Origin of the sequence: Ammonicoccus luteus, from assembly GCF_050880385.1 — a bacterium.
Lineage (GTDB): Bacteria > Actinomycetota > Actinomycetes > Propionibacteriales > Propionibacteriaceae > Enemella.
In genome coordinates, this window is record NZ_JBNZCI010000001.1 from 1,015,604 (window position 1) to 1,030,791 (window position 15,188).

Genomic DNA, 15,188 nt, shown 5'->3' on the forward strand with positions numbered 1-15,188 from the left:
TTTCGTTCCGTCCTTTCCTTTTGGAGGATGGAGTTATGCCAGGACCGTATCCGGATGAGTTCCGCCAGCGCGCGCTGCGGATGCTGAGCGAGGCTCGCCCTGATCACAAGACCGATCACGCCGCGATCGAGCACGTCGCCGCCAAGCTCGGCGTCAACCCCGAGACGCTTCGACTGTGGAAGAAGCGCCTCGACGTCGACGAGGGCCGGCAGCCGGGGACCTCGAGCGAGGCGCAGGCCGAGATCAAGCGGTTGAAGAAGCAGATCGCCGAGTTGGAGAAGGCGAACGAGATCTTGCGGTCTGCGAGCGTGTTTTTCGCGACCGAGCTCGGCCGCCCCTCGTCGAGATGATCGCGTTCATCGACAAGATGCGTGATCGTTTCGGGGTCGAGCTCGTGTGCCGTGTGATGCGGCAGGCCGAGGTGGGGTTCCTCACCGCCCGCGGATACCGGGTCGCGAAAGCGCGTCCGGCGTCAGCCCGGCAGCTGAGAGACGAGCTGCTGATTCCGGAGATCACCCGGCTGCATGCGGAGAACTATGGCGTCTACGGTGTCCGGAAGATGCACGCGCTGCTGCGCCAGCAGGGCTGGGCAATCGGTCGCGACCAGACCGGCCGGCTCATGCGACTCGCTGGGGTTCGCGGCGTGAAGCGATCGAAGAAGGTCTTCACCACGAAGTCCGACTCGGCGAACGAGAAGCCGAAGGATCTCGTGCAGCGACGGTTCACTGCGGACGCTCCCCGCAGGCTCTGGGTCGCAGACGTGACGTATGTCGCGACGTGGTCCGGGTTCGCCTATGTCGCATTCGTCACCGACGTGTTCTCTCGCCGCATCGTCGGGTGGAACGTCGCCTCGACGCTCAAAGCGGACATCCTCCCGCTCCAGGCACTGAACATGGCCGCATGGGCGGCGGACGGGAACCTCAACGGGCTCGTCCATCACGCTGACCACGGATCGAACTACCTCGCCGTGGTCTACACCGACCGGGTCGTCGAACTCGGCGCGACCCCCTCGACGGGAACGGTCGGCGACTCGTTCGATTGTCAGTCTGTTTCTGCCCGATCTCGCGAGGATGGGGTAGTCCTGGCCGGAGCGTTCTGACCCTTGCTTACGATTGGCCCGCAGGGTGCCTTGGCGTTGATCTGTCGAGCCTCCGGCCAGGCATGCAATCAAGCACTGCCGCCGGTCGGGCGTGACCTAATAGGAGCCTGGAGCATACTTTCGACAGCGTCCCCGTGACAGTCCTGTCCACCCGCCGGCGACAGCGTGAATCCACGATAACCGGCAAGGAGACACCACCGTGGACGAAGTTGAACAAGTCAGGTCAGGGCACGTCGTGATCGGCGTCGACACCCATAAGCACATCCACGTCGCCGCCGTGATGGACTCGATCGGAGGGATCCTCGCGTCCCTGACGATCTCGACCGACACGGCTGGGTTCCGGCAGCTGCTGGAGTGGGCGGCAACGTTCGGGAAGATCATCGCGTTCGGGATCGAAGGCACCGGCTCCTATGGAGCAGGACTGACTTCGTTCGTTCGCCGCCACGGGCACAAGGTGATCGAGGTCTCCCGTCCCGATCGTCGACTGCGCAGGTTGAGTGGGAAGTCCGACACCCTCGACGCGGAGAACGCCGCGAGGGCGGTGCTTGCTGGGTTCGCGACCGCGGTCCCGAAGAGCGCTGACGGGGTCGTGGAGATGATCCGGCAGCTGAAAGTCGCGCACGATACCGCGGTGAAAGACCGCACCGGCGCAATGGTCACCCTCAAAGCGATGCTCGTCCACGCCACCGAGGACCTCCGCCGTGAGACTGCGAAGAAGACTCAGAAGATGGTCGCGAGACACTGCGCCGCGCTCCGCCCCCGCGGCCTGGCGACTCCGGAGGACGCGAATCGTCATGCTCTCCGTTCGATCGCGAAACGCTGGATAGCTCTCAACGACGAGATCAAGGACCTCGAGGCGCAGATCGAGCAGCTCGTTCTGCAACGGGCCCCGCACCTGCTCGACGAGTTCGGAATCGGCGTCGACACCGCTGCGGAGATCCTCATCGTCGCCGGCGACAACCCCGAGCGCATCCGCAGCGAGGCCGCGTTCGCGAAGCTTGCCGGCATCAGCCCTGTCCCGACCGGCTCCGGGATGACGAGCGGGAAGCATCGCATCAATCACGGCGGGCACCGCCAGCTCAACGCGGCGATCTATCGGACCGTGATCGTCAGAATGAGATTCCATGAGCCCACGATCGCCTACGTCGCCCGACGAACCGCCGAAGGCAAGAGCAAACGCGACATCATCCGCTGCCTGAAACGCTATGTCATCCGCGAGGTCTATCACCTCATCAAGACCGACCCGCGAACCGGTGAAATCGCGAGCTGACAAATATCGGAGCGTCAACGCGATGGCTCCGGTACGTAGCCAAGAGTTCAGCGCGGAGCATGGTCAAGTAGGCAAGCGGTGTCTTGCCGTAGGCCGCTACGAAGACGCTACTGAGCCGAGATGGTGAAAGATGCACCTCGGCTGCAAGGTCGTCCAGTGTCCAACGCTGCGCGGGAGCCGACTTGAGTAGATGGACTGCCTGTCGAACTTCAACTCGGAGTGGTGCGAAGTGGCGATCCCTCGGGAGTGCGGGTCGGATATGCGCGCGTTGAGAAGGTGAGATGCGCACAGGCGAGGCCTTGATGAACGGGGCGATGACATAGGCGACCTGGAACCACAGCGCCTGCATCCGCAGATAGTTGCCCACGAAGTTGCCGGTAGTGCTGAGTGAGACCAGTTCTTCCAGCCACGGCATCAGCATCCCCGCCCCGGTCTTCGCCCAACCGGAGTATCTGCGCGGGCTCGGTGTAAATGGTTTCCGCGAACCCTTGCCCGTCAAGGCGATCTTCGAGGAACGCTGCGTACTGCCAGCGCACCTGATCTAGCATGTAGTCCGTATCGAGGTAGATCGTGGACACGGTGATTTGGCCCTCAGGCTCGCTCCCGCACCGGACGTTCGCGCCGAGCAGGATCACGTCACCGATCTTGACCGGCCGATGCCCGAACTCACTGAACAGGATCGCAGAGCCGTCGCGGACGACGATCACCTTTACACAGTCATACGCCATCGGCCCCACAGGTCGATGAACTGTCCGAGACCGGGCCACGATGGGCGCATACGGCCGTGGTTCCGGCTTGTCTAGACTCGTGCGCAACGGGCAGTCGGCGCGTAAGCCAGGTTGACCTGCCGCCATCGCTCATCGAGGACTTCCCGGAGAGACGTCGGTGGCGAGGACTCCATAGATCAGCGTGTCCGTCCACTCGCCCTTGCTCCACCAGTCTTGTCGCAAGTGCGCTTCACGCTGCATCCCGGCACGCTGCGCGAGTCGTGCAGACGCTTCGTTCCGAGCATCCATCTGCGCCGCGATCCGATGGAGATCGCCCTGGTCGAATCCCAGAGTGAGTACCGTTCGTACAGCTTCTGTCGCAAGCCCTCGACCGCCATAAGCGGGATCGATCACCCAGCCGATCTCGGCCACTCGGCGTTCGATATTGGTCAGCCATAGTTGTACGTCGCCGATGACCTCGCCCTTGTGTTCGATGACCAGTGCAAGAGCCGCACTCGTACTGTTCAGGCCGGTCTTCATCATCCGCGCACCGAGTTGACGCGCGGCTTCAGTCTCCGACCATGGTTCATCGAGTAGATAACGGGCTACGTCGGGGCGGCTGTAGATGTGCTGCAATGCCGGCGCGTCGGCGTGCTGGTGAAGCCGCAGCCGCAGCCGCTCGGTCTGCAAGGGGAACAGCGTGATCGGTTCCAGGTCGAGGAGGTAGTGCATCAACGCGACCTCCTGGCCCGAGGGGGCAACATCGCGGGTCGTTTCTCCTTGGACGAAGCCCGTCCGTTCGAGCACCCGCTGAGATGCCTGGTTCTCGGGAACGGTGCGAGCCGTGAGCCGGGTGAAGCCGCTGCGTCGGGCGAACTCGACAGCGACCGCGAGGGCACCGACTGCCACCCCCTTGCCCCGATGGTCGGGATGCACCCAGAAGCCAACCTCCACGGAGCCCTTCGACGCGCCGAACAGCACCAGACTGCCCGAAAAAGCATCCGTGGCAGGGTCGGCAATGGTTAGCACCGCGAGGTCTCCGCGCTCCAAGCCCTCGCCAATCGCGCCCTTGATCAACGCGATCACTGACGCCTCCGTGTACTCGGGCTCCGGCAGGTGAGCGTACCGGCGTACCGTCGGGTCGGCCGCGCCGGAGGCATACGCACTCGCGTCGCTAGGACGCATGGAGCGAAGCACCGCGCGGTCGCTGCGAAGCGGGAGAAGCCTGGCATCCAACATGCTTACAAAGCTAACATAGTTCGGATAGAATGAGGGCATGAGCTACTGGGAGCACCCCAAGCCCGTCCGCAGGGCTCGCTCCGTGGACGTGCGTGACATCGCTCGTGTTGCGGTTGACTTGCTGGACGAAGGTGGACTGCGGGCCCTCACGATCCGCGCCGTTGCGCATCGGCTGGAGGTCGCCCCTGCAAGCCTGTACTCAAGGGTGACGTCGGTAGACGACCTGTTCGACCTCGCGCTCGACGATGCCCTCGGGCACGACGCACGGCTACAGGAAGCCACCGAGCACGCAGAGTTGCACACCCTGATGCTTGTCTACTACCACCACCTTGTCCAGCATCCCTGGGCGTGCCAGGTCATCGCCATGCGAGCCCCCAGAGGGCCGAACTATCTGCGTCTCTCCGAACGCATGTGCACCCTGCTCGCTGAGCGGGGCTCGACCGACCCGCTCGGTGATGCGTACGCGCTGTCGAACTTTGTCATCGGGAGCGCGACTACGACGCCGATGGCGAGTCATGAGCGCCACGCTGCCGTTGACAGCGACGTTGCCCCCTTCTATGCATCACTCCACGCATCCCACGGGGTGGACGCTGAAGCCATCCTCAGTGCGGGTCTCGACGCGCTGCTGTGTCGATAGCCGCCCTGCCGCACGCGCCAGAGCATCGTTTCGTTCTGTCGGCGCTTCGGCCTCCATCGGATGACAGTGTGGACGCACACTAAAGATCTGCGAGGCCTCGGTCAGCGATAGCCGTGCACGGGCCCAGGCAGGCTTGACTCTCCAGCCCACTGCTGGCCGCACGAAGAGACTGCGTAGCGCCGGAGACGAGCGAGGGAGGGAGCGCCCAAGCTCTCCTAGGGCAGTTGTCACGCGCGAAGATCCGTGCTCCAGCGCTGAGTGTCAGTGGTCGGTGATGAGATACTTGCAGTGGGCCAGTCTGTGGAGCCACACGTGCGACCCGGCTGGCAACGCTTGCTGGGTCTCTTGCGGTGGCTGCGCAGATGACCGATGTGCCATGTACGAACTGCCAGAGGACTTAGGATGTCAAAACCTGACGCGACTGCCACTCACGACCGTAGCGAACTACTCGCGGAGCTGAGCAACGTTGCCGGTCGGGATCTAACCTTCGAAGACGTCGTTGAGATCGTAGCGGAGAAGACCCAGCGCGGAGTGAACCTCGCGTTCACGGGCAAGCAGCGGGCTCGCCAGATCGCGCGACTGGTACGACCGCGAGTGCAGCGAACCAACTCTGGGCTCTCCGTCGGCAGCGCTGAGGAACAGGCGAAGAACCTTCTCATCGAGGGAGACAACCTGCAGGCGCTCGCCTCGCTCTACCGCTGGCGTGGCGGCGTCGATGTCATCGTGGCCGACCCGCCGTATAACACCGGGAACGACTTCCGTTACAACGATCGATGGGACGAGAACCCGAACGATCCGGGTATCGGAACCTGGGTGCCCAGCGACGATCCTGCGCGGCACACCAAATGGATGAAATTCATGTACCCGCGACTTCAGATGATGCATTCCATGCTCAAGTCGAGCGGAGTGCTTGCAATCTGCATCGATGATCGCGAATTATTTCACCTGGGCCAGATGCTGGATGAGATCTTTGGCGAGCGGAATCGGATTGCAATCATCAACTGGCAGAAAACCGCTGCCGCAAGAGCGGACAAGAGCCATGTGACAACGACAACCGAGTACGTACTGGTGTACGCGCGAGATGTCGAACGCACCACAACTGAATCGCTAGACCGCATGGAGTCCGACAATCGCCGTTACGGAAACCCGGACAACGACCCCGGCGGACTCTGGCGTGAAGGCAACCTTACAGCTCGAACCTGGTCTGAGAAGGGGGACTTTGCAATCCAGTCGCCCTTCACCGGAGAACTTCACTATCCCGCGGGCGAGGGGGCCTGGCGTCACCCAAAGCGAAACATCAAGCGTTGGCTTGAGGAGTGGGGATCGCCTTACGAAGAACGCGACTTGTACGACGGTCACGTAAAGGGGCTCGTCCTTAAGGGCGGATTCTCTAGCGAGATTGCCGAGCGCGCCAAAGCTCGATTGGCCCTCCCGGAGTGGCCCTTCATCTGGTTTGGTCGGGATGGAGAGGGACGACCTCGCACCAAGACATACCTAGAAAGAATCAAGAAGGGCAAAGTCGCCGTCACCTACTGGGCTGACGATGAACTTGAGATACCGGCGGAAATCGGTTCGATTTCTTGGAACTACAAGGAGTCCGGACGAAGCAGCGATGGCGCAACCGAGCTGACCGCCATCGTCGGTCGCGGCCACGGGTTTACAACCGTGAAGCCTTTGAAACTTATAATGAAAATAATCCAGTTGTGGTGCCCCGCAGACGGAATCGTTCTTGATCCGTTCGCGGGCTCAGGTACCACTGGGCATGCCGTGCTTGCGCTCAATGAAACTACGGGCAGCGACCGGCGCTTCCTCTTGATCGAACAGGGCCGTCCGGAGCGTGGCGACTCCTACGCCAAGACATTGACAGCTGAGCGACTCAAACGAGCAATCACAGGTAACTGGGATAACGGAAAGGGCGAGTCTCTTTCGGGCGGCTTCGCCTTCAAAGCACTCACGAAGCAAGTTGATGCAAACATCGTGCTCCGCATGGAGCGCGATGAGATGGTCGACACGGTTATCGCATCACACCACGACTCGAGCCGCCGTCGCGGAGGATCGCTCATCACCTACAACGATCTCTCCTACAAGTACCTTGTCGGGCGGAACTCCGAGGGTCATGGATTTTACCTCGTCTGGGATGGCCCCGATGGCAACACTGACCTAACGGAGGAGGTTTACGAGGCCTGCGTGGCAGAAGGCAAACGTGCCAAGCTCGAGCCCGTCTATCACGTGTATGCCCGGTACAACCTCTTTGGAACCGAGGACGTTCGTTTCTATCGGATCCCTGACCAGATCCTGATTGACTTTGGGCTAGACATGCGCACCGAGGCGTACACGGATGGGGGCGACGAATGATCGAACTATTCGCTTTCCAACGGGAAGCGTCATCACAGATCGCTGACCGGTTCATTCAGTACCAGGGCGACGAGGTTCCCAAGGGAACGAAGAAGCGACCTGAGTGGGTGCCGTTCTTCCAGTCACTCGCGGCTCTCACGGGAGCTGGAAAGACCGTCATCCTTGCGGATGCGGTCGCGCAAATGAGTGCAGTAACGGACGTCGCACCGGTCATACTGTGGCTATCTCGTGGTCGTGTGGTTGTAGCCCAGACCTACGAGAACCTGCAAGCTGGTGGCAAGTATCACCACATTTTGGGGAACGTGAATGTTCGGCTCCTCAGTGAGTACTCGGCGCACGAGGTCGAGACAGCGGACACAGCTTCGCTCTTCTTCGCCACCGTCGGGACGTTCAACCGTAAGGACATGGAGCAGGGCGCACTTACGATCTACAAGTCCGATATCGACGGAACAGGCACGTCGACCTGGGATGCGCTCCGTGAACGTCGGGACGTTCACGGGGAGCGCCGCCCACTCTTCATCGTTTACGACGAGGCGCACAACCTGTCCGAGCAGCAGACGGAGTTGCTTCTGAAGCTGCAGCCCGAAGCGTTCCTGCTTGCGAGTGCCACTATGCAGCTGCCGCCGCTCATGGCTGCGGAGATCGACCGCTTACGCGCGGCTGGTTACTCGGAAGACTGGCTCGTCACGAAGGTTCGCTCCTCCGCTGTCGTCAAGGAGGGGCTCGTCAAGAACTCGCTCAATCTCGCGGGCTACAAGACCCCGATGGAGGAGGCGGTCTCCGCCCTTCTTGCGGACATGGCTGAAGCGCAGCAGGACGCGGTCGACTACGGTATCGACGTCAACCCCAAGGCCATCTACGTCTGCAAGACGAACGTCGTCGCCGACGATGCGTTCCGCAAGGATGATCCAGCGAGGCCATTCGGACAGCGCCAGGCGCCTCCCATCCAGATCTGGCGCTACCTCGTCGAGCAGCAGGGCATCGACCCCAGCTCCGTCGCCGTGTACGCCAACCTCGAAACGCTCAAAGACTATCCGCTGCCTGAGGAGTTCGTGCTTTTCAAGGGTGCAGACAATGATTATGAGGCGTTCACGCAAGGCGACTTCCGCCACATCATCTTCAATCTCACGCTCCAGGAGGGCTGGGACGACCCTGAGGCGTACTTCGCCTACATCGACAAGTCGATGGAGTCGAACATCCAGATCACACAGGTGATCGGACGAGTGCTGCGCCAGCCGCGTGCCACGCACTATCCCTCCGAACGCCTAAACACCGCGCACTTCTACGTCCGCGTCGACCGCAACGAAGTGTTCAACGACGTCCTCACTGACGTCGAGAACCGGCTCGGCAGTGACCTGCCAGACGTCAAGCTGGTGGCCAGCTCGTCACAGACGACGCGGTCGAAGTCCCTGAAGCCCAAGCTCAAGCGTGAGATCCCCGGCACAGCGCGCGATCCTCAAGAGGCAGTAGCGCCCGTCACCAAGCTTCTGAATCAGATGCTCGACTACTCGGCGGGCGGCATCAACACTTCCGGGAGTGGTAGCCGCCGTGTCGCCATTCAGACAATCGGAGGTGGAGCGGCCACCGGTTCGGAATGGGAAGATTACGAAGAGCCCAGCAAGGTTTCGGCACGGTGGGTTTTCCACCGCGAGATTCTCCGCCTGTTCCCCAAAGCGCTTGATGTCGCCAGTACAGCAGACGCACGCTTTGACGCCCAGGTGGGTGTCGGCAGCCCTGCGTTTGTGCAGATTCGAGACTTGGCAGGCAAGGTTGTTCACGAGTACATCGAGAATGTCACGCTCGTTCAGCGGAAACCAAACCCGTATGTAGTCGGGCCAATCCTAGTGCGCGAAAACGAAATCGAGCGTTTCGACAACGCCCTCCATGCGGGCTATGAAGGGCTCAACGGGCTGGAACGCACATTTGCTCGTGCGCTCGACAAGACGGGCAAGACTTGGATGCGTAACCAGTCCAGGAGCGGCTACGGCATCCCTCTTATCTCCGTGGGCGATACTGAGAACTTCTACCCCGATTTCGTTGTGTGGACTGACTCAAAAGTGGTGTGCATCGACACGAAGGGGCCGCAGATTCTCCGTGAGGATGCCGGTCGTAAACTGCTGAGCATCCGACCGCGCACCGACGTTCCTGCCCTCGTGATTCGGTTCGTGACGGCTGGCGAGTACAACGCGCAGTTCGAGAAGCTCAACCACGATGGCTACTCACTCTGGGGCCTCAAGGACGACGGAAAACCCCGAATTCAGCACTTCGATACCTTGGACGACTTGCTCCAGACACTCGTTGGCACCGGCGCTGCTTCGTCAAGTCACTGAGCGGCGACGGCTCGACCCCTCAGCGGTCGCGTCTCCCAGCATCACGGGATCTGGTCACGTCCTCTGTGCGCGACTGCGCTTGCGAGTATTGAACCGTGAGGGTCACAGGCGGTGGGCTTGATCAATTCGCGGGGTGAACCTATGTGATGCGGCGTCCTTGCGGGGCTCGCTAACCAACTGTGCCCGGCGTAAGCTGGCCAGCGCGGTCTGCGCCACTCGAAGTTCCGCTGCTTGCTCTGCCGAGATAACTGACTTGGACGCCCCCAGCGGAGCGGAGCCTGTGACCCCGTATCGGTAGCGGTACAGCGCGATGGTGGCTGCGTGGGCCTCCCATCGCTCTCGTGCATCGGTTCGTGAACTCGGCTGCCCGAGCCGTGTCACCCATGCGGCTCCCGCGTCTTGGGCGTCGTGCAAGAGTCCGCGAGCGGCGGTCTCGATGAGCGTCTGCCGTTCGGTGAGCGCGGTCTGCATGTCGTCGGCGATCGGCTCGGCAGGCGTTGAGATGAGTCCGGCAACTCCAGCCCTGCCCCGTCTGCGGGGTTGGAGCTTCTGAGTGGCTTGGTCGAGCATGTCGGCGAGCTGCGCTGCAGGGTCAGCCTGGCTCACGCCGGGCGTAAGTCTCGGTGCGAGTGCGGTGAGCGCAACGGCTGCGCGGTGCCCGGCGGCTTCGTGACGTGCGAGTGCGCTCTCCAACTGCTCGTAGTAGTGGCTGGTGAACACGTCATCGGCCACGTTCTCGAGGAACGGCGCAACGTCAAGTAGCGCCGCCAAGCGGTGAGCCTGCGCTTCGCGGGCGAGCACGTCGTACTCGGCGAGCAGCGTGGACAGCGAGGCGTGCCGGTCTACCTCGAGCGTCAGCGTCTCGGTCGCGGAGAGGTCAGCGTCGCTGCGGGCGAGCACCTTGGCGAGCCGGTCTGTCAGGGTCAGCACCTCGGGCTGGTCGATATGCGGCTCGACCTCGTGCGGGTCAGGCACGATCACGTAGGCGTGGTTGCGGTGCTTGCCGCGCGTCATCGCCACGTAGAACAACTCCCGCGACGAGACTTTGGGGTCAACGAGCGCGTGCGCGGTATCAACGCTGGCACCTTGGACGCGGTGAACAGTGGAGGCGTAGCCGAGTTCGACTTCCTCGCGCACGTACTTCGCAGGCAACACGAGAGCCTTACCGTAGGGCTTGTCGCTGTGCCCCAGCCGCCGTACCGCAAGCGAGCCGTCGTCGTAGCGGTGCGTAACTTGCCAGCGATCACCATTCTTGACCCACGCCCTGCCCGTGGACAGGCGGCGGTCGTTGAGCCGGGTGACGACAAGATCGCCGACGCCTGCGGTGGTGCCGTCGTGCAGACGCAGACCGTCAGCCTCAACGCGCCCGGCCTCGACCAGATCGGCGCGGGCGCGCTCGTTGAGCTGGGCGACCATCTCGCCGGTACCCGCGATCATCAGCGTACGCAGGCCCGCGTCGCGGTCGCTGCGCCACGCCTCGTAGATCACATCGAGCATCGTCTCGGCCTCACCATCGAGGAGCCTGTCCCGCTCCTGGTACTCGTCGAGCGCGTCCGTGCGTCCGTGCCGCAGGCCCAGGCTGGCTGTCTTCTCCCACTCGTTGGCGAAGCGGCGCACATCGGTGAGCTCGGGAACCTGATCGCGGTGGCGAACGAGCATCCCGAACGCCCCGCCCGTCTCGACAGCACTCAGCTGCGCCCAATCGCCGATGAGGACGACCTTGGCTCCGACCTCAGCGGCGTGCTCGGTGATGCGATCGAGCGCGAGCGTTCCGGCCAGGGAGGACTCGTCCACGAGCACGAGCTGCCCGGCTTCGATATTCCAGCGCCCGTGGTGGTGTTCGTAGAGGAACTTCGCGGTGCTCTCCGCCCGCACTCCGAGCGAGTCGCCCAGCACTTCGGCAGCAGCCGCCGACGGTGCAAGACCGATCACCGAGTCGCGCCCGTGCGCGGCTGTCCATGCACGATGGAGCGCACGGAGCGCGGTGGTCTTCCCGGAACCGGCGGGGCCGACGAGCAGGTCGAGCGTCAGCCCAGAACGGGCGATGCGGGTTATGGCGACGGCCTGGTCGGGGTCGAGCCGGACGCCCCTGATCTTGCGGGAGGTGTGCCGCGCGACGAGCCGCGCCGTCAGTGCTGGCCCGCCGGTGCGCTGGCTGTGCGCGAGTAGGCGCTGCTCGGCGTCGAGGATGTCTTGGCTGGAGTACGCGATCTGATCGACCGGCTGGAACCTATTGCCCTCGTCCTCGACGTAGTGAGCGGGCACGGCGCGGTCGTACTCCGGGGTGAGCCGCAACGATTCGGCTTCGGCGTACGCGACGATCTGATCGAGCACCCGGAGACGGTCGTCGGTGGTGGCGAACCGGAGGCCCATGATCTGCCGCATCGTCTCGGCGTGCAGGTTGAAGCGCCCCCAGGTTGCGCGCCGGTTCGCCATGCTCATCAACACCACGGCGGTGAGATCCTCGATCTGCTCCAACCCGAGGTCGTCCGCGCGCAGCCGGGCATCGGTCGCACCCCGGTCGAGCAGGTGCTGCGCCCAGGTGGGTGCGTCCTCGCCGAGCACGACCTCGGCACGCGCACGCCAGTCGGTGGTGAGGTCGGCCAGCGAGTGCAGTTCTTTCTCTGGTCGCGTCTCCAAGGTCGCCTGCTGCCGCAGCTTCGCAATCGTCGCCGCCGTGGGTTGCCTGCCGTGCTCGCCGACGTACTGCTCGATGAGCCGGTTCTTGACCTGCTCGATACCCTCTCCGTCGCTGCCTCCGGTGGTGCGTCGGGAGAACTCCACGATCAACCCCGCTGGTACGCCCTCGATCTCCCAGCCGGTGTTGCGGTCTTTGCCCCGGTCGACGGGCACCCATCTCACGCCGAGCAGCCGTGCGGTGTGATCGGCGAGAAAGGCGTTGTACGACTCCGAGAGAGCGACAGCGGCCTTGTGCAGTCGACGAGAGTCGAGGGTGCGCCACCGCCCATCTACACCCTGCACCTTGTTCGACACCACGACGTGTGTGTGTAGTTGCGGGTCGGTGGCTCTGCTGTCGTAGTGGTCGAACGCAGTGGCGATCACCCCGACAATCGGCATCTGCGCCACACCGGCCCGACCGACCCGGGTCACCGCAACCCGATCCTGCAGCAACGCGATCGTGTCGCGCATCGCGGCGTGATGCGCCTGCGCAATCAGGGCTTGCGTGCCCGCGTCGGCCACGCCCCAGATCGCGCTGACCGACTTCGGCGGTGAGAACGTCAGATCGAACCCCGCAACGGCAGTGCGCGGCTTCTTCGCAACCTCTTCCTCACGGATGCGCTGCACCGCCTCTGCACGTGCATCGCCACGCAAGTCGGGGTCGAGTCGTGCAATGCGGGCCGCAATCCGCTCACGTGGGGGTTGCAACGAGGGGAACCTCTTGCCGAGCTTCTCCCCGGTGACCGGATGGATGCCGTCACCGAGTAGTCGGGCCAGATGTTCCTCGGTCACCATGTCGCCCTCGACCAACCCCGGTGTGCGCCCGTCGTCAAGGCTCATCAAGCCGGTGCCCACCCAGATGCCGGGAGGATTCCCGGTCTCGGTGTAGTACCGAGTCAGCGGGCTGCTCATCTCCCGGTTGCCGTCACCAATGACGACCGACTTCAGCAGGTACTCGTACCCCTTGCCGGACGACATGACCCGGATGCTCATCACCACGATGGCTCCTCCCCGAGACCGTCACGGGTGGGGCGGTCTCGGGGGTCAGGTGCGCGCGTAGCGCGGCGCGCACTCTTAGTGCCAGACGTGTGGAGGGATCAGAGTAGGTCGCAACGCAAGGGGTACGGACACCATCGGGTAGGATTGGAGCCATGTCAGGTGCTTCTGCTGCGGCCGCTGCCGCTGTGACGAAGACGCTCCGCTAGCGGCGGAACGTCTCCTCACTTTATCTAGTTCACGTTCCGTCGCTTGATCGTCGGTTCGGCGCGACATGTTTGGTCGCCCGATTCTTCATTCGAGCAACGGAGTTTTCTGTGTCTTTCAGCACCTCTTCATCGCGGCCTGCGCAAGTATCGGTAGCGCGTTCTTGGGCAGTCCTCGTGTGTCTGTCCATCCTGCAATTCCTCATCGCCGTCGACGTCACCGTGGTCAACGTGGCGCTGCCATCCATAGGCAACGATCTCGGCGTTGATCCGCGCGGCCTTACTTGGGTCGTCGTCGGGTACACCATCACAGGCGGTGGTTTGTTGATGCTTGGCGGACGCCTGGGGGACGTCTTCGGCCGACGCCGCCTTCTCCTCATCGGTACCGCGATCTTCGGAGCAGCCTCACTGATGGCGGGCCTCGCGGAAACATTTCCGCTACTCGTCGGGGCGAGGCTGTTCCAGGGTGTGGGCGAAGCCCTAGCCCTGCCCGCTGCGATGGCGACCATCGTCCTGTTGTTTCCCGAAGGGCGGGCGCGCACCCGCGCCTTGAGCGTGTGGGCTGCGGTTGCAAGCTGCGGTCTTGTACTGGGGTTCGTGCTCTCGGGAATCATCACCGAGTACCTCGGGTGGCGATGGATCTTCCTCATCGCCGTCCCATTCATTCTGTTTGTGTTGATTGCTACTGTCGCGCTGCTACCTCGAGACCGAACACGGGAACGCACACCGTTGGACATCCTCGGATCGATTCTGCTGACAAGCGCACCGCTGCTGTTCGCTTTCGGAGTGGTGGAGGCCGGGGACAGCACTGGGGATGTGCCATGGTCATCAATTGCTGCCCTGGTGGGAGCGGTAGCCGCCGCTGTATTGTTCGTCAAGGTGGAACGCCGAGCCGCAAACCCGCTGGTTCCGCTGATCTTCTTCCGCAATCGGACACGAGTGCGCGCAAATCTTGCGACTGCATTGTTGAGCGCGGCGCTCTCAACGTCCTTCCTGCTGTTCACGTTCTATCTACAGGATGAACTCGGTCTCTCTCCGCTGGAGGCCGGGTTGCTGCTCCTACCGCTTGCGGTGGCGCTCATCGTCGCTGTAACCGTCGTGCCCCGCCTCTTGGGGCGATGGGGAGCGCGTTCTTGCATCGTCGTGGGACTGAGTTCCGCAGGGGCAGGCATGATCGTGATCGCGGCAGCCGCACAGCTCGAAGCCCCCGCTTGGCTGCTAACCCCAGCGATGCTCTTCATCGCCGCAGGTATGGGGTTCGGCCTCGTTGGGTTGCAGTACGCGGCCGTTACCGAAGTCACCGACGATGATGCCGGAGTCGCATCCGGCGTACAGCGAGCCGCAGACCAGCTCGGTGGATCTGCAGGTGTCACGGTCTATGTGGGCCTGGGTTTTGCGTCGGTCCTGCACGGGGTATCACCGTACGTGCTGAGTAGCGGCCTAGCGATCATTGGTCTCTGCCTTGCAGCCGTTATTGTCCAACGAATCGTCATCCGTGGCGAAGGAACATCAGATGAGGACATAAGCGTGCGGTCGTAACCCGATCCAGAGATGCCCGATGAGGTGCTCCGTGGCGATGCCCGGTGACTCGTCAGTCAGGCCCGACCGGTGGTCGCGGGGCGCGCCCTTTGTTGCGCGCACCGCGACCATTCGCCGACCTCTTGGCCCTG

General features: G+C 63.0%; 10 protein-coding genes and 1 pseudogene. 7 read left to right on the top strand and 4 right to left on the bottom strand.

All coding sequences use genetic code 11. The annotated features are described in order from the left end of the window. Nucleotides 1-35: 35 nt before the first annotated feature. The 3 genes and pseudogenes from ACQ260_RS04735 to ACQ260_RS04745 all read left to right on the top strand — a co-directional run. Nucleotides 36-257: pseudogene (locus tag ACQ260_RS04735) on the top strand (transposase); the annotation flags it as partial. Further along, on the top strand, nucleotides 176-1,099 hold the full coding sequence (locus tag ACQ260_RS04740) for an IS3 family transposase (RefSeq protein WP_432558235.1): 924 nt from the start codon (nucleotides 176-178) through the stop codon (nucleotides 1,097-1,099). The pseudogene ACQ260_RS04735 and the gene ACQ260_RS04740, both read left to right, overlap by 82 nt. A gap of 199 nt (nucleotides 1,100-1,298) precedes the next feature. After that, nucleotides 1,299-2,369, top strand: coding sequence for an IS110 family RNA-guided transposase (locus tag ACQ260_RS04745; protein WP_432558236.1), 1,071 nt, complete (start codon nucleotides 1,299-1,301; stop codon nucleotides 2,367-2,369). Here the strand turns inward: ACQ260_RS04745 and ACQ260_RS04750 are convergent. From ACQ260_RS04750 to ACQ260_RS04760, 3 genes are all read right to left on the bottom strand, one after another. Next, nucleotides 2,332-2,658 carry an AraC family transcriptional regulator gene (locus ACQ260_RS04750; RefSeq protein WP_432558374.1) on the bottom strand — a complete coding sequence of 109 codons (327 nt, stop codon included), beginning with the start codon at nucleotides 2,656-2,658 and terminating at the stop codon, nucleotides 2,332-2,334. The genes ACQ260_RS04745 and ACQ260_RS04750 overlap by 38 nt on opposite strands. Then, a complete protein-coding gene (locus ACQ260_RS04755) occupies nucleotides 2,579-3,076 on the bottom strand; it encodes a hypothetical protein (RefSeq protein ID WP_432558377.1) in 498 nt (165 codons plus the stop codon). The genes ACQ260_RS04750 and ACQ260_RS04755 overlap by 80 nt, the downstream gene beginning before the upstream one ends. 150 nt (nucleotides 3,077-3,226) lie before the next feature. After that, nucleotides 3,227-4,354, bottom strand: coding sequence for a GNAT family N-acetyltransferase (locus tag ACQ260_RS04760; RefSeq protein WP_432558237.1), 1,128 nt, complete (start codon nucleotides 4,352-4,354; stop codon nucleotides 3,227-3,229). On the opposite strand from ACQ260_RS04760, the gene ACQ260_RS04765 reads away from it, so the two are divergent. From ACQ260_RS04765 to ACQ260_RS04775, 3 genes are all read left to right on the top strand, one after another. After that, entirely contained in the window at nucleotides 4,353-4,952 is a 600-nt protein-coding gene (locus ACQ260_RS04765) for a TetR/AcrR family transcriptional regulator (protein WP_432558238.1), read from the top strand. The genes ACQ260_RS04760 and ACQ260_RS04765 overlap by 2 nt on opposite strands. 402 nt (nucleotides 4,953-5,354) lie before the next feature. After that, nucleotides 5,355-7,307, top strand: coding sequence for a site-specific DNA-methyltransferase (locus tag ACQ260_RS04770; RefSeq protein WP_432558239.1), 1,953 nt, complete (start codon nucleotides 5,355-5,357; stop codon nucleotides 7,305-7,307). Further along, entirely contained in the window at nucleotides 7,304-9,637 is a 2,334-nt protein-coding gene (locus ACQ260_RS04775; RefSeq protein ID WP_432558240.1) for a DEAD/DEAH box helicase, read from the top strand. Before ACQ260_RS04770 ends, ACQ260_RS04775 begins: the two co-directional genes overlap by 4 nt. 102 nt (nucleotides 9,638-9,739) lie before the next feature. On the opposite strand, the gene mobF is transcribed toward ACQ260_RS04775, so the two are convergent. Further along, the gene (mobF, locus tag ACQ260_RS04780) at nucleotides 9,740-13,309 is read right to left on the bottom strand and encodes a MobF family relaxase (RefSeq protein WP_432558375.1); all 3,570 of its coding nucleotides are present in this window, start codon (nucleotides 13,307-13,309) and stop codon (nucleotides 9,740-9,742) included. A gap of 386 nt (nucleotides 13,310-13,695) precedes the next feature. Here mobF and ACQ260_RS04785 point away from each other — a divergent pair, with 386 nt between their 5' ends. Further along, nucleotides 13,696-15,057 carry an MFS transporter gene (locus ACQ260_RS04785; protein WP_432558241.1) on the top strand — a complete coding sequence of 454 codons (1,362 nt, stop codon included), beginning with the start codon at nucleotides 13,696-13,698 and terminating at the stop codon, nucleotides 15,055-15,057. Nucleotides 15,058-15,188 lie beyond the last annotated feature (131 nt).

Coding starts and splice junctions, on each gene's coding strand:
- ACQ260_RS04765 (WP_432558238.1), top strand. CDS start 4,353: ATGAGCTACTGGGAGCACCCCAAGCCCGTCCGCAGGGCTCGCTCCGTG.
- ACQ260_RS04760 (WP_432558237.1), bottom strand. CDS start 4,354: ATGCCCTCATTCTATCCGAACTATGTTAGCTTTGTAAGCATGTTGGAT.
- ACQ260_RS04770 (WP_432558239.1), top strand. CDS start 5,355: ATGTCAAAACCTGACGCGACTGCCACTCACGACCGTAGCGAACTACTC.
- ACQ260_RS04775 (WP_432558240.1), top strand. CDS start 7,304: ATGATCGAACTATTCGCTTTCCAACGGGAAGCGTCATCACAGATCGCT.
- mobF (WP_432558375.1), bottom strand. CDS start 13,309: ATGAGCATCCGGGTCATGTCGTCCGGCAAGGGGTACGAGTACCTGCTG.